Here is a 21,240-nt window from a genome sequence, read left to right as displayed (position 1 = left end):
AGCAATTAATTTCTACTATATCTGCCCGCGCCTTACCATGCAGTCTCTTTCTCATCACAGGCTGATACTATGAATATCCTGATTATTTACGCTCACCCGGAACCGCGTTCGCTTAACGGTTCATTAAAAGACATTGCCGTCGCGCACCTTGAAAGCGCGGGCCACCGTGTTCAGGTTTCCGATCTCTACGCCATGCAGTGGAAAGCGCAGATTGATGCCGCCGACACCCTTGCGCCGCTACGCGGCGAACATTTCGACGCCTCGCTGGATTCGCAGTACGCCTTCGCGCATGGTATGCAGAGCGAAGACATTGCCCGCGAGCAGGAGAAATTAATCCAGGCTGACGCGGTGATTTTTCAGTTCCCGCTGTGGTGGTTTTCGATGCCAGCGATCCTCAAAGGCTGGATCGATCGCGTCTACGCTTACGGCTTTGCCTACGGCGTCGGCGAACATAACGATCGCCACTGGGGCGACCGCTATGGCGAAGGCAGGATGGCGGGCAAACGTGCGATGCTCGTCGTTACCACCGGCGGCTGGGAATCACATTACGGCCCGCGCGGCATTAACGGCCCCATCGACGATATTCTGTTCCCCATCCAGCACGGGATGCTGCACTACCCCGGCTTCGACGTCCTGCCGCCGCTGGTGATTTACCGCACCGGACGCATTGATGAACAACGTTTTGCCGCACACCGCCGGGAACTCATCCAGCGGCTGGACAACCTTTTCCACACCGCCCCGCTGCCGTTCCGCAAGCAGAATGCAGGGGAGTATAAGATCCCGGAGCTGACGCTGCGGGACGGGGTAAAGGATGGCGAGGTGGGATTTGGGGTGCATTTGATGGGGTGAGTGAATTCTGTGGCACGGCAGAGTGTTACCTCTTGCCATCTCTACACCAAGGACACTTAAAAGGGTCCTTGGTGTAGAGATAAAATATACTATGGAGTAGTGCAATTTTTGGGGAAGTGCTGTGAATAAACTAAACGCCGTGACCACATTTAATCGTTGGAGTAATCAGGGACGCTACGTTTTTCATTTAAACGACATCCGTAACATGTTTAATGATGAAGTGGAACGTGCGCTCAAGTCATCACTTTGAAGCGATTTATTCCTGCTGCGGTATACGCCACCAGCCTGGAGAAGGAAGGATTTACATCATATCTGCTGGATACGCTGACTGAATTATTCACCCGGTTAAAAAAAGAAATTTATTCTGACCAGCATGCCGGGCCGCGTTTCATCTTGTAGGACGGGTTTCGCTGGTGGTTCCCGGGTAAATCATCCTCCGCCCCGTCGGCTAACGACTCTCGCTTGCCGCCCTCCGCCAAAAGCAGCATAATCGAGCACAATAAATCAACAGCGAGCACAATCCAGCATTACCGCTGGCAGCCGTTACTTGAGGAGGTAAAGATGAAAGTGGCACATATCGCGCTGTGGACGCGTGACCTGGACGCGCAGGTCGCCTTCTGGCGCTCGTTTTTTAACGGCACCAGCAACGATAAATACATCAGCAAAAATCGCCCTGGCTTTGCGTCGCACTTCATTACTCTCGACGATGGCCCGACGATTGAGCTAATGACTCTCTCCGCGCTGGACGAGGCTCCCGGCAATAAAGAGTTTTCCGGCTGGGCGCACATTGCCCTGAACGTGGGCCCCAAAGCGGATGTGGATGCCCTGGCCGAACGCGCGCGCCAGCAGGGCATTTTGCTCAGCGCACCGCGCACCACCGGTGACGGATTTTATGAAGCGGTGATTGCCGATCCCGATGGCAACCTGATCGAACTGGTCGCGGACGCGTAACCTCCGCTTACTCCTCTCTGCTCTGGATCTTCTCCAGATAGTCTTCAAGCTGGTGCCGCCGGAGATAGTCGCTCACCTCCCGCGCCCAGCGTTCTCCGCTGCCGAGCACCGCCCGGCTGACGGTGGCGGCGTGCAGGTAGCGCGTATCGTAGAGATTGATCAGCATCTGGTTCATCGCATCCACATTAAAATCCGGCTTTTTCTGCCGCTGTAGTTCCAGCGAGCGCAGAATGCGTGCCTGTTTCTCCGGGTCCGGCGCAATCACCTGCTCGTGTAATTCGCCGATCACCAGGAACTCCGGCGGAATGCCCTCTTCCCTCGCCGCCTGAAACCGGTAATGTCCGTCCAGGATCACATACGATGCCAGCCCGGCGACATACCAGACGAGGACCGGCGGCAGGGTTCCTTCGCGGCTTTTCTTGCGCCACCACTTCAACCGCCCGGCGTTTACATCCACCGGATAGCGCCCCAGCAGCAAATTGCCGCCCCACCACCAGTCCACCAGCCGCACCTTATCCGGCTGGGTCAAATCGGGCAGATCTTCGGCGTAAAGCGTCCAGTCGCAGCCCATTTTGTCCGCACTGGTCGGTGACTGAAAATGCCAGCTCTCCACGGTAAACGGCTTTTTGAGGGAGTATGGTGCGTTATTTTTCACCTGCGTCATGGGTCGCAGCAGCCAGCGTCGGGCGGGCAGCAGCGATGCCGTCATCAACTGGCGGGCAAAATAGCGGCACCACTCACGAGTCCAGGCCTCATGTCCTTTATGAAGGATAGCTTCGATGTCCTGCGAGGTGATAGGCGGCAGCAGCTCCTGCTGGTCACGGTGATCGGCATTAAACACCAGCCAGACGCCGGAGTAGTCTTTCAGTACCGTCGCCCAGAACAGCGTCTCGCCGCGCACCTGCAACGCCATTCGCTGATGATGACCGCTTTGCATGTCCAGCGGACGCGTGCTGGCGTCGTTCTCACGCACGATGACTTCAAGACCCTGCCAGCGGTCATTACGGTCGAGGAAGTCTTGCCACCAGAAGTCAGACATGCGGGGGGCTCCGGGGTTGGGGTTATTTTTTACTAATGCGAAGAGTTGCACTTTATCCCGTTCAGACCGTGTTGACCAGTCAGGTGGAAGGTCCGCAATTATCACCGGGGTGACAGAACATCGGCTTGCAAATCTGCAAACCGTAGTTTAGAGAAAGGGTCAGATGAAGAGTTTGAAAGCGACTGATGTTAATCTAATTCTTGCCCCATTGATTAACACTGTACAGTGAGTACGCGTTACCTTAACCAAAGAATAAGTAAGGTTACAGCAGAGGAAACATATGATGGATCTTTTGGATAGTGTTGAAGCAGGTAAGCTGTCGCTCAGTGAATTGATAGATACTCTGGCTGAAGATAATAATTATCCTACTTCCAGGTGGAATCAGCGATATCGTGAATTTACGATGCTGCTACAGCAGACCTCAACATTCGCAGAGCCCGAAACGGATGATTTGGTCAAACGACTTTGGTATGAACGTGATAACGGCATTGCCAGTATTCGTCAGGGCGTGCCCTCTTTGGCGGAATATCAGCAGAGTCTGCCCTTACTCAGAGAACTGACCGAGCGCATCCATCAGCAACCGGATGAATCAACCTACCAATATGTTGGTAGCGCACTGCAACAGGCCAAAGAAACCGGGCTATTAAAGCGGATGTACTGGAGTTTGAGAAACCGTGTTTTTGCCGCTTTTTCGCCAGAAACCTGCACCAGTACCGTGGATGAAAATGCGTTTGCAAAAGCGGCTGATTTTCTGAATAAACAATTCCACCTCGGTTTGGCACTAAACGGAAATTGGTTGCAGAAAAATCATGAACTGAAACAAACCCTACAAGCTCAGTCTCCCAATGCAGATCCTTATTACGTAAATATGGCTATCTGGCATCTCTATGAATTATTACGCGAACGCGACAATGAACAAAAACAGGAGAAAATAGCCAGCACCCCATCGACAGTCAGCGATGAGTTAACGGGCATTAAGTCCCTACCGCATTCACCTGTGAACGTGATCTACTTTGGTCCTCCTGGCACTGGCAAGACCTTCACGTTGCAACAGAAGATGAAAGAGTACACCTCTCAGGCTGCGCCCACCGATCGCGATGCCTGGCTCGATTCTCGCCTTGAATCGTTGAACTGGATGCAGGTTACAGGGCTGGTGCTACTCGATCTCGGTAAACGAGCTAAAGTTCGCCAAATAACCGAACATTTGTGGTTCCAGCGTAAAGCCCTGGTGAATGGCCGCAGCAATAACCTTTCCCAAACAGCCTGGGCGACACTGCAATCGTTCACCGTCCCAGGATCCACCACAGTTGCCTATAAAGGCCGTCGTGACCCGGCGATATTCGACAAAACCGCCGATAGTGAATGGTTCCTGGTTGAATCCCAGTTAGAGCAAGTGGATGAGCTGCTTTCTCTTTATGCAGAGTTAAAGCAAGGTCCTAAATCTGCCGAAGCCATCCAGCGTTTTGCGGTGGTTACTTTCCATCAATCATACGGCTATGAAGAATTTATCGAAGGTATTCGCGCTCGCTCTGATGAGAGTGGCAATATCTCCTACCCTATTGAGCCGGGTATCTTTATGCGCTTGTGTCAGCGTGCCAATGCGGATCCGGCACATCGCTACGCCATTTTCATTGATGAGATCAATCGCGGCAACATCTCCAAAATCTTTGGCGAACTGATCTCGCTGATTGAAGTCGACAAGCGAGCGGGTATGTCCAATGCAATGAGCCTGCAACTGTCTTACAGCGGCGATCACTTTAGCGTGCCCGCCAATGTCGACATCATTGGAGCAATGAATACTGCGGACCGCTCTTTAGCACTGATGGATACAGCTTTGCGCCGCCGCTTCGATTTTGTCGAGATGATGCCAGACCTCTCTTTGCTCAGTGGCATCAAGGTGAAAGGCATTGAACTCGAGTCGTTGCTGGAAAAACTCAATAGCCGCATCGAAGCACTTTACGATCGCGAGCATATGCTCGGACACGCGTTCTTTATGCCTGTAAAAAATACGCTCGATTCCGGTGATGAAGACGCCGCGTTTAAACAACTAAAGATCGCATTCCAGAAGAAGATCATTCCACTGTTGCAGGAATACTTTTTCGATGACTGGAACAAGATCAGGCTGGTGCTGGCAGATAACCAAAAGCCAGATGACAGCCTACAGTTCGTGATTGAGAAAACCGACGATCTGGATACGCTTTTTGGTAATAACCATGCTTTACGACGTCACGATCAGCAATCGACAGCTTATGAGCTGGAAGCATTTGATCAAGAGATCTGGAATATGCCACAGGCTTATCGCGCTATTTATCAGCCACAGCAGACCCTCCTGGACGATCAGGCTGTAAACCATGGATGAAGTGATTTCTGTTTTTGAATATGATCTGTTAGGCAGTGGAAAAGCGGCTTCAGTCGGCGCAAAGCTGGTCCCCCAACAGGTCTTTGATTATTTAGAAGAGCTTAGCCTGACAAGTATTCAGGGAGGCCAGTTTCTTAAACTCACCTCCCGCTCAGGTTTTAAATTGCTTCAGGTACAGAACTACGCGGGGATGCTTTCTACACCTCACGGTGTACAGCTTGAGATATTGCCTAAAGTTGGTAAAAACCTCACGCATGCGAGTGCACGCGAGGTATTGCTGACGATGCTTAGCCATCTGCCTGGGTTTCGACATATTCAGACCCAGCAAGCTACGCTTCAGGCTCAGCACATGCCTTTGCTTGAGATTTTTATCAGTCAGTTTTTGCATAGCGTCAGCCAATTGCTTAAACAGGGTTTACGCTCTGACTATGTGAGCGAGCAAGATAATCTGCCTTTTATGAAGGGCAAATTAATGCTTTCTGCACAGTTACGACATAACGTGGTGAATCGTCATAAATTTTGCGTCGATTACGACGACTACATGCCAGATTGTGCAGCCAATCGACTCTTACATTCCGCACTGGATAAGCTAGCCAGTCTGAAACTGTCATCAGAGAATCAACGCTGGCTTTATGAAATGCGCTTTGCTTTTGATGGTATTCCACTGAGTCGGGATATTGAGAACGATATAAATAGCTTACGTCTGGAGCGCGGTATGGCTCATTACAACGAGCCAATGGCCTGGGCGCAGCTGATTCTAAAAGGAATGAGCCCGAGCGCCTTGCAGGGGAATACTGACGCCATATCACTCTTGTTCCCTATGGAGGCAGTATTTGAGTCTTTTGTTGCTCAGACCCTGCCTGACGAATTGCCTTCTCATCTTCACGTTAAATCGCAGGCTGCTATTTATTCGTTGGTGAAGCATGGTTCTGTCGACTGCTTTAAGCTTCGCCCGGACTTGTTAATTCAGTCACGTCACCCGATAAAAATCGACATGGTGATGGATACGAAATGGAAGCTGTTGAATAGCAGCCTGCAAGAAAGATCACGGTATGGCCTGGCACAATCCGATTTCTATCAAATGTTTGCCTACGGCCAAAAATATCTTGATGGAAAAGGGGAGATGTATCTGATTTATCCTGCCCACGATGACTTTAACCAACCGATACAGCAGCACTTTGCTTTTTCGGAGACCTTAAAATTATGGGTTGTGCCATACCGGATAACGGCGAAGCGCGGAAAGAGGATGATGTGGATGGGTAATATGGGTGGTGCATAGGACGTATTTAGACGCATTTTTTACATGCCAGATCCTGCATTGAGCGCAGTATCCATGGCTAACCTGGTCAGCATCCGGGAAAACGGCTTGAGTCGGCGTTGGTTTAAGACCTTTAATCAGTTTCGCCAAAAGAGCTTTAACAATTTTTTTATCAATAACTTTCCTGTGTCCGTTATCAGAAAGAACATATAGAAAAGTGGATAATCCTGCCAGAATTCGGCGTATGCTGAAAAGCCTGACCACATAACATTTATTATGTGGCCAGGAGTCAATTAAACAGTTGGATGATTTTCATTTAAATTCTAATGAAAATAAAAATCAATCTCACCATTTGTTGGGCTTTTATCTACGATTACAGTATTCTTTCCGCTGGGTGTGGGAAGCCCTTCGCCAGTGACATACCAATTTAGCTCATCAGGAAGAATTGCCCCCTCAGTCAGGGTAACGTTAATCTCCCTCATGGCACAGAACAAACTTGACGGAACCTGACGCATGTCCTGTGTATAAGATTCAAAACACTCAACCAGTGTTGCTGCTTCTTTGTCACTCATAATCTCCAGGTCTAATTCAGGGTAGCCCTCAAATGAAGTATTATATGCCCACAGGTCATCTACCATGCCCATAAACGTCACAATACCGGTTAGTTCCTCTCCGGGGTTAACATCTTCATAAGAACTATAAAAATAATGTACACCGTCAACTGTGGCCCAGTTGCTGATTTCATATTTAGGACCATGATACCCCCATGAAAGTACAGGCTGGAATACACCATAACTTAATCCATTCCAGATATAAAACAGACCGTATGGCTCGGTAACCTCTGGAATATCAGGCACTGTCCAGGTTGTTTTGAATGATGAAATATTGTTGATATCATATCGTACAGTATATCCGGGATATTCTTCCGGGGACATCACATTCCCATTTCTGTCAAGTTTGACTGGATTTGACGGCAGTGGTTCTGTAATACCAAAATCTTTAATAATTTCACCGGTAAATTTATTGATAACAACCAGATGCTTATTGTGTCGAATACATACGCGCATAGTATTATCGACTTCGAAAACTTTATCTTCATCTACATAACCATATGGAGTAGGTGCTAATTTTTGTGGTTTCATCTGAATTTCCTTTTAACAATTATTGTATATTGATGAGCAAACTTAAATTAACGCAACCGTTAACCAGTGATGTGCGCTATCTTTTTGATATTGCATTAACCGAATTAAGTTAACGGTACAAATAAACATTACAGGAGACGAAAATCTCGCTTCACTCAAAATATAGTTAATAAAAGTCTTAAAAAGGAGCAGGTACTTTACTCTGAATAGACTACTCAATAGTGCGGACAGTAGAAGTCTCTTAACTTAAGAGACAAGCCGGGATAGATGACTCACTTTGTATCAATGTTTTCCGGGCTGGCAACTGCTCAGGTTCAGGTATTTCATCAGACGCCCTGCAGGATAGCGGCTCATCGGGGATACGCTTTGTTTTCTTATTCATGAAGTCACCTGTTTTGTGTTGAGTTAAGAATATTATCTCTGTTCAGGTGGCCCAATTTACCGTGTCACTACAGAAAGCAAAACGCCCGCAGGGTTTATCCTGCGGGCGTTTTTAAATGGTTGAAGCTGACCGTTAAGCCGCGTTCTTTTCATAGAAAGTGGAGTGGACAGTCATTCATCTCTCTCTGCCAGAAAGCAAAACGCCCGCAGGGTTTATCCTGCGGGCGTTTTTAAGAAGTTGAAGCTGACCGTTAAGCCGGGTTCTGTCGTGGACAGTCATTCATCTAGGCCAGCAATCGCTCACTGGCTCAAGCAGCCTACCCGGGTTCAGTACGGGCCGTACCTTATGAACCCCTATTTGGCCTTGCTCCGGGTGGAGTTTACCGTGCCGCGAACTGTTGCCAGACGCGCGGTGCGCTCTTACCGCACCCTTTCACCCTTACCTGATCCCGCTTGCGCGGGCCATCGGCGGTTTGCTCTCTGTTGCACTGGTCGTAGGCTTGCGCCTCCCAGGCGTTACCTGGCACCCTGCCCTATGGAGCCCGGACTTTCCTCCCCTCCGCCCGTCTCCCCCGGAGGAGGACGACGACGAAGCGGCGACTGTCTGGTCAGCTTCGGCGCGCAGTATAGAGTGTTTCCACCCTGCTGTCACCTTTCGGTCAACATTCCCACCTGGAGCGTGGCGGCAATATTGCGGGATGCACGATAAATGTTGTCGAAAGCCCCCCTGAACGCTTCCTCCAGCGTCCCAATGCTGGTAAGCACGCTGAATACGGCGTCAATACCATACTGATGAACAATGCCCACATCGCTGGTCAAACTTCCGGCAATACCAATCACCGGTTTATCATATTTTTTGGCGACGCGCGCCACGCCTACCGGCACTTTGCCGTTAATGCTCTGGCTGTCGATCCGGCCTTCGCCCGTCACGACCCACGTGCAATCGTGAATATGCTCTTCAAGGTTGAGCGCCTGGGTGACAATCTCAATGCCGCTGCGCAGTTCTGCACCGAGAAACGCCATCAGCGCTGCGCCCATGCCGCCTGCGGCACCCGCGCCGGGCACCTGCTTAACGTCCACATCCAGCGATTTTTTGATGATATTGGCGTAGTGATCGAGATTACGATCCAGTTCGATAATCCGCTCTTCAGTAGCCCCTTTTTGCGGCCCGAATACGCGCGATGCGCCTTTTTCACCCGTCAGCGGGTTGGTCACATCGCAGGCCACGCGAATAGTACACTCGCGCAAGCGCGGGTCCAGCGCGGTGATATCAATCGAATCCAGATTAATTAAGCTTCCGCCGCCGTTACCGATGTCAGTACCCTGTGCATCGCGGAGTTTGGCTCCCAGCGCCTGCACCATACCTGCACCGCCGTCATTGGTGGCGCTACCGCCAATGCCGATAATAATATTTCTCGCGCCGTGTTCCAGCGCCTGCAAAATCAGCTCGCCGGTACCGCGTGAGGTGGTGATCAGCGGATTACGCTGTGAAGGCGGCACCAGTGCCAGTCCGCTGGCGGCGGCCATTTCAATAAACGCTGTCGTTCCATCACCGGAAATTCCCCAGCAGGCCTCAACCGGCTCGCCGAGCGGCCCGGTCACCTGCGCGGTATATTCCTGGCCCTGCGTGGCGGCGATCATCGCTTCAACCGTCCCTTCTCCCCCATCAGCGACCGGAACAGAGACATACAGCGCATCAGGAAAGATTTCCCGAAATCCTTTTTCTATTGCCTGAGCCACCTCGCTGGCAGAAAGGCTTTCTTTATAAGAGTCTGGGGCGATTACGATTTTCATAGTGAGTAGCCTGTTACCACGCAACACCGAAGCATTTCTCTTCGGCCTACAAAGGCGTATGTTTCAGGCCCGGCAGCGTCGCGCCGCCGGGCAATACGTTGTTAGCGAGAAATTTCGATTTTCGCCAGTTTTTCGTAGTAGCACGCCAGGGCACTGTGGTCATCGTTACCGTGACCGTCAGCGCGCAGCGCCTGCATCATTTCCATAACCGCAGCGGTCAGCGGGAGCTGTGCGCCAACACCGTGTGACGTATCCAGCGCGTTCGCCAGATCTTTGATATGCAGGTCAATGCGGAAACCCGGCTTAAAGTTACGATCCATCACCATCGGCGCTTTCGCATCCAGAACGGTGCTGCCCGCCAGGCCGCCGCGAATCGCCTGATACACCAGATCCGGGTTGACGCCCGCTTTGGTCGCCAGGGTCAGCGCTTCAGACATCGCCGCAATGTTCAGCGCCACGATCACCTGGTTTGCCAGTTTAGTGACGTTACCCGCGCCAATATCGCCAGTGTGAACAACAGAGCCTGCCATCGCTTTCAGCAGATCGTAATACTTGTCGAAGATAGCTTTATCGCCGCCGACCATCACCGACAGGGTGCCGTCGATGGCTTTCGGTTCACCGCCGCTGACCGGCGCATCCAGCATGTCCACGCCTTTTGCCTTCAGCGCTTCGCTGATTTCACGGCTCGCCAGCGGCGCGATGGAGCTCATATCAATAACGACCGTGCCCGCTTTCGCGCCTTCAATAATGCCGCCTTCACCCAGCGCCACTTCTTTAACGTGCGGGGAGTTCGGCAGCATGGTGATGATCACGTCACACTGCTCTGCAATCGCTTTCGCCGTCGTCGCGGTTTCTGCGCCTGCCGCCACCAGTTCAGCAACGACGTCAGGATTACGGTCAGAAACCACCAGCGAGTAACCGGCTTTAATGAGGTTTTTGCTCATTGGTTTGCCCATAATACCCAGACCAATGAAACCTACTTTAATCGTCATAATTGCGTCTCTCTCTTCTTTCGGTGGTTATTTCTTAAAGGAATCAGCCAGTTTCTGCGTCGCACCACGGAACACACCCAGATCGCTGCCAACGGCAACAAAGGTTGCGCCCATTTCCAGGTAGCGGCGCGCGTCGGCGTCAACCGGTGCCAGAATGCCGCACGGTTTGCCATGGGCTTTCGCGCTGGCGAAAATGTGCTTGATGCACTGCTGAACGTCAGGATGGGAAGCATTGCCCAGATGACCCAGCGCGGCGGCCAGATCGCTTGGGCCGACAAAAATACCATCCACGCCGTCGGTCGCAGCGATCGCGTCAACGTTGTCAACGCCCTGCTGGCTTTCGATCTGCACCAGAATGGTGATGTTTTTGTTGGACTGGGCGAAGTAATCCGGCACGGTGCCAAACATATTGGCGCGGTGGGATACGGACACGCCGCGAATACCTTCCGGCGGATAGCGGGTTGATGCCACCGCGCGAACCGCTTCTTCTTCCGTTTCAACAAACGGGATCAGGAAATTGTAGAAACCGATATCCAGCAGACGCTTGATGATTACCGGCTCGTTAGTCGGCACACGAACCACTGGGGCGCTGGAACTGCCCTTCAGTGCCATCAGTTGCGGAATAAATGTGGAGATATCGTTCGGCGCATGTTCGCCATCCAGTACCAGCCAGTCGAAACCCGCCAGACCCAGCACTTCAGTGCTGATCGGGCTTGCCAGTGCGGACCAGCAGCCGATCTGGATTTGCTGCGCCGCCAGCGCAGCCTTGAATTTGTTCGGGAAAATATCGTTATTCATCGCTTATACCTTGTAACTTAGCCGTTATTTATTTCTGTAGTTCCATACGTTTGATGTCGCCGACGATGAACAGGTAGCAAACCATCGCCATCAGAGCCGAACATCCTACAAAGATCAGAGCCGCGTTGAACGAGTGCAGTTCACTCACCAGATAACCGATGACCAGCGGAGTGACAATCGAAGCCACGTTACCAAACACGTTAAACACGCCGCCGCACAGACCTACGATTTCTTTTGGCGCGGTATCAGCAATCACCGGCCAGCCCAGCGCACCAAAGCCTTTACCAAAGAACGCCAGCGCCATCAGCGTCACCACCAGGGTGGTATTATCGGTGTAGTTACACAGAATAATCGTTGAGGCCAGCAGCATTCCGAGCACAATTGGCAGTTTACGCGCCAGGGTGATGGAAGAGCCGCGCTTAATCAGATAATCAGAGAACACCCCGCCCAGCACGCCACCGGCGAAGCCGCACATTGCCGGGATGGACGCCACCAGACCGACCTTCAGAATTGACATCCCTTTGTCCTGCACCAGATAAATCGGGAACCAGGTGAGGAAGAACCAGGTAATGGTGTTGATGAAGTATTGACCAAAAAATACGCCCAGCATCATGCGGTTGGTCAGCAACTGTTTAATGTAGTGCAGCTTAGGACCGGATTTTGCCGCGCCGGGCTTTTTGTGGTCCATATCCACGACCGCGCCGCCCTCGGTGATGTACGCCAGTTCTTTAGCGGACATACGCGGGTGATCGGTTGGGTTATGGATAAACTTCACCCACAGGCCGGTCAGCACAAAGCCAATCACACCCATCACGGTAAATACGTGTTCCCAGCCCCAGGCGAAGGTCAGCCAGCCGAGCAGCGGGGAGAAAATCGCCAGCGAGAAATACTGCGCCGCGTTAAACAGGGCTGAAGCCGTGCCGCGCTCTTTCGTCGGGAACCAGGCCGCTACGATACGGGCGTTTGCCGGGAAAGAAGGCGCTTCCGAGAAGCCGAGCATAAAGCGCATCATGAACATCGACACGCCAGCCCATGCCAGCGGGATCATATCCACAAAGCCCTGTACGAAGGTAAACAGCGACCAGAAAAAGAGGCTGTAAGTGTATACTTTCTTCGAACCGAACTTATCCAGCAGCCAGCCGCCGGGGATTTGCATCAGCAGGTAGGCCCAGCCGAACGCGGAGAAGATGTAGCCCATTGAAATCGCGCTAAGGTTCAGCTCTTTCGCCACTTCCGTACCGGCAATAGAGAGCGTAGCGCGGTCCGCATAGTTAACTGCGGTGACGATAAAAATAATCAGCAGTATTATATAGCGGGTATGCATTCCCTTTTTAGAATCAACAGCAGTATCCAGCATCATTTATTTATCCTCAGGTACGGAGCCACCTGTTTATTTATTTTTATCAGGTGAGTTTACTGATTATTTATTGATAGCAGGTATATCAATAAACAGACCAGACACAATGAAATTGGGATTTAGTATAATCAGAGCGCCAATAATGCACACTGTGACATTGCACAGGTTGGAATGCGTTAATACTTAATGTTTTTAGCATATGCACATGCTCATGGGCGCTAATGCACAGATTTATGCATTGCCCGCCTGATGCCATGCCCCTTAGCGAAAATGAGTGATCTGGATCACATTCTTATTTCTGAAGTCAGTGCATTCTTAATTCCATAATATTGAGATATTATCTCCTGGAATTCGATCTAACATTCTTAGATTACCATTTTGCTTATCTACATTTGCTGGAGAATACTGGACAATGGCCGACATCGAAATTAGACAGCAGTCGCCTTCGGCGTTCTATATTAAAGTACACGAAACAGATAACGTGGCGATTATCGTCAATGATAATGGCTTAAAAGCGGGAACGCGTTTCCCGGATGGCCTGCAACTTATTGAACATATTCCCCAGGGTCATAAGGTTGCGCTGGTCGATATTCCCATTCACGGTGAAATCGTGCGCTATGGCGAAGTCATTGGCTATGCCGTGCGCGACATTGCGCAGGGAAGCTGGATTGACGAGTCCACCGTCGAGCTGCCAAAAGCGCCGCCGTTGAATACGCTGCCGCTGGCGACAAAAGTCCCGGAACCGCTGCCGCCGCTGGAAGGGTACACCTTCGAGGGCTACCGCAACCCGGACGGCAGCGTCGGCACAAAAAATCTGCTCGGCATTACCACCAGCGTTCACTGCGTCGCGGGCGTGGTGGATTACGTGGTGAAAATTATCGAGCGTGACCTGCTGCCTGAATATCCGAACGTGGATGGCGTGGTGGGGCTGAACCATCTTTATGGCTGCGGCGTGGCGATTAACGCCCCGGCGGCGATTGTGCCTATCCGCACCATCCACAACATTGCGCTGAACCCGAACTTTGGCGGTGAAGTGATGGTGGTGGGCCTCGGCTGTGAAAAACTCCAGCCGGAACGCCTGTTGCAGGGCACCGAAGACGTGCAGCCCATCCAGGTTAACGATGCCAGCATCGTCCGGTTGCAGGATGAACATCACGTCGGCTTTAAGTCAATGGTTGACGATATTCTGTTGGTTGCCGAACGCCATCTGGTCAAACTGAATCAGCGCCAGCGCGAGACCTGCCCGGCTTCTGAGCTGGTGGTCGGTATGCAGTGCGGCGGCAGCGATGCGTTTTCCGGCGTCACCGCTAACCCGGCGGTCGGCTACGCCTCTGACCTGCTGATCCGCTGCGGCGGCACGGTAATGTTCTCGGAAGTGACCGAAGTACGCGATGCCATCCACCTGTTAACGCCGCGCGCCATCAATGAAGAAGTGGGGAAACGCCTGCTGGAAGAGATGGCCTGGTACGATAACTATCTGGATATGGGCCAAACGGACCGTAGCGCTAACCCGTCTCCGGGGAACAAAAAAGGCGGTCTGGCGAACGTGGTGGAAAAAGCGCTCGGCTCGATTGCCAAATCCGGCAAAAGCGCAATTTCCGAAGTCTTGTCGCCCGGCCAGCGTCCAACCAAACGCGGCCTGATCTACGCGGCAACGCCTGCCAGCGATTTTGTGTGTGGTACTCAGCAGGTCGCTTCCGGGATCACCGTTCAGGTCTTCACCACCGGTCGCGGCACACCTTACGGCCTGATGGCGGTGCCGGTCATCAAGATGGCGACCCGCACCGAACTGGCTAACCGCTGGTACGATCTGATGGATATCAACGCCGGGACCATTGCCACCGGTGAAGAAACCATTGAGGACGTGGGCTGGAAGCTGTTCCACTTTATTCTGGATGTGGCGAGCGGCCGCAAGAAAACCTTCTCGGATCAGTGGGGCTTACACAACCAGCTGGCGGTGTTCAACCCGGCGCCGGTGACCTGATAAGTAACCCATTTCACCCCCGGCGGGGAGACCTGCCGGGGGTTTATTAAATCAACGACAGCATCAAACTATTAATCTTTGTTTAATAAAATATTTCCTCCCATCTCTGCCTCTCCCCACCTCTACGCACACAAAAAAACGTGCGGCGTGTCGCCGCCGGGATGGGGATTTACCTGAACCTCCGCGCCATACCACTGCGCAATGATATCGGTCTGAATGACCTGCTGCGGCGTGCCCTGGGCGACCAGTTTGCCCTTGTTTAGCAGCATCACGCGATCGGCCCATAATGCCGCCAGATTGAGATCGTGTAATACGATACAGACATGCAGTTTCCCGCTGGCGGTGAGTTTTTTCAGCAGGCGTAACAGTTGCTGTTGATGGTAAAGATCCAGTGCCGACGTCGGCTCATCAAGGAAAAGCCAGCCTTCAGGCGCGCCGTCGTTCCACAGTTGTGCCAGGCTGCGCGCCAGTTGCACGCGTTGCTGCTCGCCGCCGGACAGGGTGGCGTAAGCGCGACCGGTCAGATCGTTACAGCCGGTCAGTGTCATGACGTCGCGCACAATCTCGGCTTCATGGTCGGTTCCCCACGGCGCACGACCCATGGCAACGATGGCCTCCACCGGCCAGTCAAAACGCAGCTGCGTCTGTTGTAACATTACCGCCCGACGGCGGGAGAGCTCGCGGGCAGGCCACTGCGCCAGCGTGCGGCCCGCCAGCAGGCATTCCCCCTGCTCCGCCGGTAAATACCCGGTCAGCAAACGCAGCAGCGTCGATTTTCCCGCGCCGTTGGGGCCGATCAGCGCCACCAGTTCACCGCCGCTAAGCGTTAATGAGACATCGTCGATGATCCACCGCTGCCCGCGTTGCAGGCGTAAATGCGTGGCGCTTAATGTGTTATCCATGTTCAGCCCTTCTTTGCCGGAAGATTAACCACAGAAACCAGGGTGCGCCGAGCAGGCTGGTGATCAGCCCTACCGGCATCTCCGCGGGCACCACCACCGTGCGGGCGGCGGTATCAGCAATCAGCAGCAGAATGGCACCTGCCAGCAGCGACCCCGGAACCAGCGCGCGGTGATCGGCTCCCAGCCACATGCGCATCAGGTGCGGCACCACCAGACCAATAAAGCCGATAATCCCGCTGATGGCGACCGCCGCCGCGACCAGCAGAGCGCTGCACAGCAGCATCACCCGTTGCAGACGCGGAACGTTTACGCCCAGGTAATGCGCCTCTTCGTCGCCCAGTTGCAGCAGATTGAGCTGGCGCGCGACGCGCCACACCGCTATCGCCGAAGGGACAATCAGCGTGGTCGCCACGATCAGCGTGGACCACTGCGCCTGGCCGAGGCTGCCCATCCCCCACTGCGAAAGCTGGCGAAGCTGCGCATCGTTGCTGATCCACGACAGCAAACCGACCGCCGCACCGCACAGTGCGTTGATGGCAATGCCCACCAGCAGCAGCCTTGAGAGCGAGTTATCGCGGGCCTGGCTGAGCAGAAAAATCACCACCATCACTGCCACGCTACCGATAAACGCCGCCAGCATCGGGGCATACAGCGCCACCAGCGCGGGAACCGGGATGGGTAACACCAGCCAGCAGGCCACCGCCAGCGCGCTGCCGCTGCTGATTCCCAGTAAACCCGGATCGGCCAGCGGGTTGCGAAACAGCCCCTGCATCACACAGCCGGAGAGCGCCAGCGCCGCGCCGACCACCAGCGCCAGCAGCACGCGCGGCAGACGAATGGTCAGCCAGATCTGGCGCAGCGCGTCATCGCTTGTATGCCACAGGCTCCGCAACGGCAGTGACATCGCCCCCTGGGTCGTCGCCGCCAGCGTCAGTCCCACCAGCAACAGCAACATGCCCCACAGCGAATACACAACGGCACGACTCATCAGGGTAACTGCTCCGCTTTTTTACGCAGATCCATCAGCGCCTGCGGGGTGCGCGGGCCAAAGCCCAGCAGGGCCATATCATCGATAATCAGTACCTGTTTAGTGCGCCCGGCAGGCGTCTGCGCCAGACCGGGCAGTTTCCATAGATTCTCTTCGCCGCCCATGCTTTTCACTCCATCAGCAGAGATAACAATCAAATCGGGCTGGCTGGCGATGACCCCTTCCTGCGACAGGCCGCGATAGTGCGCAAAGCCCTGCATGGCATTCTGTAAGCCCGCGGCCCGGATCGCGCCGTCGGCGGCGGTCTCCTGCCCGGCGACCATCGTCCCCATCCCGCCGTGACTAAGCAGAAACAGAACGCGCTTGTTGACGGGCGATGTCGGCAATGCGGCGATGTGTGCCTTCAGCTTTTGCCGTAGTTGCGCCCCTTCGGCAGGTTTACCGAGCGCATCGGCGACCACCGCCACTTTTTTATCTATCGCCGCCAGCGTGTAACCGCCGGGAACGGTGACAACCTTAACGTGGTTTTGCTGGACTGTTTGTAACACCGACGACGGCTGCGCCTGGGGACTTGCCAGTACGACATCGGGGCGTAGCGACAGAATCCCTTCGGTATTGAGCTGGCGCACATAGCCGACGTCCGGCAGTTTGCTAACGTCCGCAGGCCAGGTGCTGGTGGTGTCGCGGCCAACCAGTTGCGACTGCGCGCCCAGTTCATACACGATCTCCGTAATATCGCCGCCCAGCGTCACCACCTTTTGCGCGGCAGCGCTTGCCACCAGCGGTAGCGCCGCCAGCAGCATCACTAATTTTTTCATGCCGCTTTCCCTTCATTGCCCAGCGCATCAATCTGCGCGCGCCACTGAACTTGTTCCGGCTGGCCTTCGCTGCGCTGACCGTAAAGCTGGGCGATTTGCGTACCATCAGCGGCAAACAGTTCAAGGCTGGTGACATGGCCGTCGGCGGTCGGTTTGCGGGTGATCCAGCTTTCCGCAATTCCCGCGTCGCGCAGGTGCAGGGTAAAGCGCTCGTTGAAAATGTTGATCCAGCCCTGCATCGGCGTCAGTTTCGCCAGCGTACCGGTGAAGATCTGAACGCAGCCACGATTCCCCACGAAGATCATGATTTCGTTCCCCTGCTGCAACACGGTATCCAGCAGACGCGGCAAGGCGTCGTTACTGACCTGGCAGGCCAGATCGTCACCCACCAGGCGAAAAGCCTGCTGACGCGAGAGATTGTGTTTTTTCAGCAGCCCAAAGAACTGGTGTACATCGGTCATCGCCCGCCATGCCCGATCCAGTTCGGCACCGTCGGGGCTTTCTGCATGCGGTTCGGCAACGGCGGCGGTAATGGGCAAGGGCAGATCGTCAGACGTGCTAAAGCGCGCGATCACTTCATCCCACGCCGCCCGATCGGTCTGCGCCGTGGCGTACACTTTCAGCACCGCGTCCCCCTGATAGTCGAAGAACTGAATGCTCTGACGTTCGCCGCGCGGGCTTTGCTCGCGCAGGCTGAAGGCGCTGGCCCACTGACTGATGAACAGACGCAAATCGAGCGCGCGCGGGTTCAGCACTACCCCGGCGCGTTCGCTGATATGCAGATTGGTGAAGCTGCCGGTGTGCTCATGAACGGCATATTCGTTACGGCAGATGCACTTCGTGTCTCCCACCAGTTCCAGCGCCGCGAGGATCTCGCGCATTTCGCCCTTAAGACGCACGGCATCGTGACCCACGCGGGCGTGGGTTAATTCCGCTTCGCTGATCGCCATCCGGGTGGCGATATCGCGGGCGTACTTTGCAGGCTCCTGCGCTTTAATGGTCTGATAGTGCTGCCAGATTGCGGAAACATCTTTTGATGAAACAGACATGGAATTCGCTTCCTTATAAGGTTAAAAACCCCCGGCAGCGATACCGGGGGAGCAAGAGTTAAGGATAACGTCTCGGTCAGAAGTCGACGTTAACACCCAGTTGCCACGTGCGCCCCGGCATGACCGCCAGCGCTTTGTCATACGCATTCTGGCGGGTGGATTCCTCAATGGTGCGGCTGCTCAGATAGTCCCAGTATTTACGGTCGGTGATGTTATAAACGCCGCCGTTGAGTCTGACGTTTTTCGCCACCTGCCAGTATGCCGTCCAGTCCAGCAGACCGTAGCCCGGCACGCGCATATAGTCGTTGCTGGAGTCAGCAATTGCCGCCCCCGAATTGCTATAGCTTTCGCGGCTGGTCGGCGTTGCGCGTTTGCCTTTGACGAAGGTAGCGGTCAGGGCGGTGCCATAGCGTTTCGCCGGATCGTCCCACGCCACGCCAGCAATGGCCTTCATCGGGGCTACGCTGTCGAGATCGATGTATTTATCCCCGCTGTAGCTGGATTTCGATTTCCCTTCGGTATAGCCATATGCCAGGGTTGCGCTCAGGCCATTGACCTCCTCAAACCAGGTACCGAAATTAAATCTGGCGCTAATTTCACCGCCGTAGATAAAGGCTTTATCGCGGTTTTCTGCCTGATAGGTGGTGTAGATATTGGAGGGAACGTCGGTGAATTTATCCGGGTTTCTGGCACGCGAGTAGCGGGTGTAGGCAATGAAGTTTTTATAGCTGTTATAGAACAGCGCGGTGCGCAGGGTAATGCCGTCGGTGACGTCCCCTTTCATGCCCCATTCGAGGTTATCGCTGGTTTCGGTTTCCAGGTCGGTATTACCGATCAGCGCGTATTGCTGGCTGCCCGCATAGCTGGAGCCGAGGTTCCAGGAGCCATATAGCTGGCTGGCATTGGGGAACTGCGCCCCGCGTTTATATTGCAGGTAAGTCATCAGGCGCGGCGTGATGTCGTACTGGAACGCCAACGACGGCAAAAGCTGCGTGTCGCTGTTTTTGCCGTATAACGTCGCCGCTTCGGACTCATCCAGCACGCTACTGTTTCTGGTCAGGCTGGAGAGATTATCCGGCTTCGTCGACTGGTGAACCACGCGTGCGCCAGGAATGATGGCGAAATGGTGCCCGCTGACGTCGAAATTAATCTGATCCTGCGCAAACGCGCCGAGGGTATAGCTGCGGCTGTCCGCCTCCGGCTGCATGATCTCACTGTAGGCCGTCGGCGCTGGCGACTGTCTGAACGGGCGCTGCGTTTTTGTGGTGCTGGCGTTAAAACCAGCGCTCAGATCGTGGCGGCCCAGCGTTTTGGCCAGCGCGTTCTGAAGACCCCAGGTATCGGTGTCATAGTCAGAGTAAACCGTTTGCATGTCGGTGGTAATGCTGTCCGGCATATAAGTGCGGTCATGCGCTTGCGTATGCTGGTAGTAAATTTTGCTGGACATGCTGTCCAGCCAGTCATTCATCGGCGTCCAGTCATCTTTCAGGCTGACGCCCCAGCGCCGGGTCTGGCTGGTCTGTTGGGCATCGCCGAGGATCTGGCTGCCGCTGCTGTTCCACGCGTCGTAATGGGTATGATTGGTTTTGTGGTAATAATCCAGCGTGCCGGTCAGTTTATGCTCATCGCCAGGCTGCCAGATACCGGAGGCCATCATCGCGTCGGAGTGCCAGTTAGCCGGGTAAGCGTCCACGGTGCCGCTATTGTTACGGGTTTGCTGACCGTCACGACGGCTGTAGACAAAAATGCCGCGCAGGGTGTCATCCCCCGCCGCGCCGGTGACGCCGTTATGCCAGCTGCGGTCGGCAGAATCGTAATCGCTCTGGTAGCCAAAGGCGGTATTTTTTCCCGGATGCAGGTAATCATCCGCGGATTTCGGGCGGAAAGAGACATTGCCGCCGATGGAGGTGTTGGCCTGTTCGGCAGAAGTCGCGCCGGACTCAATATCAACCGCGCCGTACATGTAGGGATCGATGTAGTCGCGGCCAATGCCGAAGGTGTTCAGCCCGGCCCGGCTTTTATAACTGCGTCCGGTGGCATCCGGCTGCGGTATCCCATCGACATCAATCCCTACCCGGTTACTTTCCAGGCCGCGAATGTTGTAGCCGGTATAGCCGCCCCGGTCAAAACCACTTTTGCCATTACCGGAACCGCCGCTGGCACCGGTGGCGCTGATTAAAGGTTCGTAGCGCATGATCGAACCGAAATCTTTCGCGCCCTTATTTTGCAGATCCTGCGCGCTGACCGAATGGCTGCTTCCCGCTTTCAGCAGCGGGGCCGGTGCGGTCACGAGCATTTCTTCAGTCGTGTCCGGTGGTGCAGAGGTTGCGGTAGTCTTTGCCGTCCCGGTATCAGCCGCCATAGCAGACGTTTGATACAGAGCGGCAAGTAATGAAGTCACCAGAACGCTCATCCGAAAGCGCTGCGGAGAAATGTGCGATGTATGCATAATGTTTTGTAAGCCTTTGTTTTATTAGTATCAGGCTCACATCTCACTTCCACTGAATGGTCAAAAAGGGGATAAACCCAAAAATTACGTACTGTTATAAATTATGAATCGGATACTAATGATAATTATT

At 53.9% G+C, this 21,240-nt stretch carries 16 protein-coding genes and 1 other RNA gene; 5 read left to right on the top strand and 12 right to left on the bottom strand.

Going from position 1 to position 21,240, the window contains the following annotated elements; genetic code table 11:
- Positions 1-69: 69 nt before the first annotated feature.
- Positions 70-849 carry an NAD(P)H-dependent oxidoreductase gene (locus tag RT197_RS05095; RefSeq protein ID WP_312947984.1) on the top strand — a complete coding sequence of 260 codons (780 nt, stop codon included), beginning with the start codon at positions 70-72 and terminating at the stop codon, positions 847-849.
- Between the two features lie 561 nt (positions 850-1,410).
- Entirely contained in the window at positions 1,411-1,800 is a 390-nt protein-coding gene (locus tag RT197_RS05090) for a VOC family protein (RefSeq protein ID WP_312947982.1), read from the top strand.
- Between the two features lie 7 nt (positions 1,801-1,807).
- On the opposite strand, the gene RT197_RS05085 is transcribed toward RT197_RS05090, so the two are convergent.
- Positions 1,808-2,839, bottom strand: a complete 1,032-nt coding sequence (locus RT197_RS05085; RefSeq protein ID WP_312947981.1) for a hypothetical protein — start codon at positions 2,837-2,839, stop codon at positions 1,808-1,810.
- 283 nt (positions 2,840-3,122) lie between these two features.
- Between RT197_RS05085 and RT197_RS05080 the strand changes: the two genes are divergently transcribed.
- Positions 3,123-5,198, top strand: coding sequence for an AAA family ATPase (locus RT197_RS05080; RefSeq protein ID WP_312948598.1), 2,076 nt, complete (start codon positions 3,123-3,125; stop codon positions 5,196-5,198).
- A complete protein-coding gene (locus RT197_RS05075; protein ID WP_312947980.1) occupies positions 5,191-6,477 on the top strand; it encodes an McrC family protein in 1,287 nt (428 codons plus the stop codon). The genes RT197_RS05080 and RT197_RS05075 overlap by 8 nt, the downstream gene beginning before the upstream one ends.
- Before the next feature lie 302 nt (positions 6,478-6,779).
- Here the strand turns inward: RT197_RS05075 and RT197_RS05070 are convergent, their stop codons facing one another.
- From RT197_RS05070 to RT197_RS05045, 6 genes are all read right to left on the bottom strand, one after another.
- On the bottom strand, positions 6,780-7,598 hold the full coding sequence (locus RT197_RS05070) for a hypothetical protein (RefSeq protein ID WP_312947978.1): 819 nt from the start codon (positions 7,596-7,598) through the stop codon (positions 6,780-6,782).
- 617 nt (positions 7,599-8,215) lie between these two features.
- Positions 8,216-8,595, bottom strand: an RNA gene (rnpB, locus tag RT197_RS05065) — RNase P RNA component class A.
- A 32-nt stretch (positions 8,596-8,627) separates the two neighbouring features.
- Positions 8,628-9,773, bottom strand: coding sequence for a glycerate 2-kinase (gene garK / locus RT197_RS05060; RefSeq protein ID WP_312947976.1), 1,146 nt, complete (start codon positions 9,771-9,773; stop codon positions 8,628-8,630).
- A 101-nt stretch (positions 9,774-9,874) separates the two neighbouring features.
- A complete protein-coding gene (gene garR / locus RT197_RS05055) occupies positions 9,875-10,765 on the bottom strand; it encodes a 2-hydroxy-3-oxopropionate reductase (protein ID WP_312947975.1) in 891 nt (296 codons plus the stop codon).
- Positions 10,766-10,792: 27 nt separating this feature from the next.
- A complete protein-coding gene (garL, locus tag RT197_RS05050) occupies positions 10,793-11,563 on the bottom strand; it encodes a 2-dehydro-3-deoxyglucarate aldolase (protein ID WP_312947974.1) in 771 nt (256 codons plus the stop codon).
- Between the two features lie 28 nt (positions 11,564-11,591).
- Positions 11,592-12,923 (bottom strand): MFS transporter, encoded by a 1,332-nt coding sequence (locus tag RT197_RS05045; RefSeq protein WP_312947973.1) that lies wholly within the window; start codon positions 12,921-12,923, stop codon positions 11,592-11,594.
- 409 nt (positions 12,924-13,332) lie between these two features.
- Between RT197_RS05045 and garD the strand changes: the two genes are divergently transcribed.
- Positions 13,333-14,904 carry a galactarate dehydratase gene (garD, locus tag RT197_RS05040; RefSeq protein ID WP_312947971.1) on the top strand — a complete coding sequence of 524 codons (1,572 nt, stop codon included), beginning with the start codon at positions 13,333-13,335 and terminating at the stop codon, positions 14,902-14,904.
- Positions 14,905-15,026: 122 nt separating this feature from the next.
- On the opposite strand, the gene RT197_RS05035 is transcribed toward garD, so the two are convergent.
- From RT197_RS05035 to RT197_RS05015, 5 genes are all read right to left on the bottom strand, one after another.
- Entirely contained in the window at positions 15,027-15,806 is a 780-nt protein-coding gene (locus RT197_RS05035; RefSeq protein ID WP_312947969.1) for a heme ABC transporter ATP-binding protein, read from the bottom strand.
- Entirely contained in the window at positions 15,799-16,794 is a 996-nt protein-coding gene (locus tag RT197_RS05030; protein WP_312947967.1) for an iron ABC transporter permease, read from the bottom strand. Before RT197_RS05030 ends, RT197_RS05035 begins: the two co-directional genes overlap by 8 nt.
- Positions 16,794-17,612, bottom strand: a complete 819-nt coding sequence (locus RT197_RS05025) for a hemin ABC transporter substrate-binding protein (protein WP_312947965.1) — start codon at positions 17,610-17,612, stop codon at positions 16,794-16,796. The genes RT197_RS05030 and RT197_RS05025 overlap by 1 nt, the downstream gene beginning before the upstream one ends.
- Positions 17,609-18,661, bottom strand: coding sequence for a ChuX/HutX family heme-like substrate-binding protein (locus tag RT197_RS05020; RefSeq protein ID WP_312947963.1), 1,053 nt, complete (start codon positions 18,659-18,661; stop codon positions 17,609-17,611). The genes RT197_RS05025 and RT197_RS05020 overlap by 4 nt, the downstream gene beginning before the upstream one ends.
- Positions 18,662-18,737: 76 nt before the next feature.
- A complete protein-coding gene (locus RT197_RS05015) occupies positions 18,738-21,110 on the bottom strand; it encodes a TonB-dependent receptor domain-containing protein (RefSeq protein WP_312947962.1) in 2,373 nt (790 codons plus the stop codon).
- Between the last annotated feature and the right edge of the window lie 130 nt (positions 21,111-21,240).

The organism is Superficieibacter sp. (assembly GCF_032071645.1).
GTDB lineage: Bacteria > Pseudomonadota > Gammaproteobacteria > Enterobacterales > Enterobacteriaceae > Superficieibacter.
The sequence above is the reverse complement of the archived record's forward strand: the minus strand, read 5'-3'. Positions and strand labels throughout refer to the sequence as shown.

What these genes read in the sequence shown, in the direction of transcription:
- RT197_RS05095 (WP_312947984.1), top strand. Translation starts at nt 70, where the DNA reads ATGAATATCCTGATTATTTACGCTCACCCGGAACCGCGTTCGCTTAAC.
- RT197_RS05080 (WP_312948598.1), top strand. Translation starts at nt 3,123, where the DNA reads ATGGATCTTTTGGATAGTGTTGAAGCAGGTAAGCTGTCGCTCAGTGAA.
- RT197_RS05035 (WP_312947969.1), bottom strand. Translation starts at nt 15,806, where the DNA reads ATGGATAACACATTAAGCGCCACGCATTTACGCCTGCAACGCGGGCAG.
- RT197_RS05015 (WP_312947962.1), bottom strand. Translation starts at nt 21,110, where the DNA reads ATGCATACATCGCACATTTCTCCGCAGCGCTTTCGGATGAGCGTTCTG.
- RT197_RS05045 (WP_312947973.1), bottom strand. Translation starts at nt 12,923, where the DNA reads ATGATGCTGGATACTGCTGTTGATTCTAAAAAGGGAATGCATACCCGC.
- RT197_RS05075 (WP_312947980.1), top strand. Translation starts at nt 5,191, where the DNA reads ATGGATGAAGTGATTTCTGTTTTTGAATATGATCTGTTAGGCAGTGGA.
- garD (WP_312947971.1), top strand. Translation starts at nt 13,333, where the DNA reads ATGGCCGACATCGAAATTAGACAGCAGTCGCCTTCGGCGTTCTATATT.
- RT197_RS05020 (WP_312947963.1), bottom strand. Translation starts at nt 18,661, where the DNA reads ATGTCTGTTTCATCAAAAGATGTTTCCGCAATCTGGCAGCACTATCAG.
- RT197_RS05030 (WP_312947967.1), bottom strand. Translation starts at nt 16,794, where the DNA reads ATGAGTCGTGCCGTTGTGTATTCGCTGTGGGGCATGTTGCTGTTGCTG.
- RT197_RS05085 (WP_312947981.1), bottom strand. Translation starts at nt 2,839, where the DNA reads ATGTCTGACTTCTGGTGGCAAGACTTCCTCGACCGTAATGACCGCTGG.
- RT197_RS05025 (WP_312947965.1), bottom strand. Translation starts at nt 17,612, where the DNA reads ATGAAAAAATTAGTGATGCTGCTGGCGGCGCTACCGCTGGTGGCAAGC.
- garR (WP_312947975.1), bottom strand. Translation starts at nt 10,765, where the DNA reads ATGACGATTAAAGTAGGTTTCATTGGTCTGGGTATTATGGGCAAACCA.
- RT197_RS05070 (WP_312947978.1), bottom strand. Translation starts at nt 7,598, where the DNA reads ATGAAACCACAAAAATTAGCACCTACTCCATATGGTTATGTAGATGAA.
- garL (WP_312947974.1), bottom strand. Translation starts at nt 11,563, where the DNA reads ATGAATAACGATATTTTCCCGAACAAATTCAAGGCTGCGCTGGCGGCG.
- RT197_RS05090 (WP_312947982.1), top strand. Translation starts at nt 1,411, where the DNA reads ATGAAAGTGGCACATATCGCGCTGTGGACGCGTGACCTGGACGCGCAG.
- garK (WP_312947976.1), bottom strand. Translation starts at nt 9,773, where the DNA reads ATGAAAATCGTAATCGCCCCAGACTCTTATAAAGAAAGCCTTTCTGCC.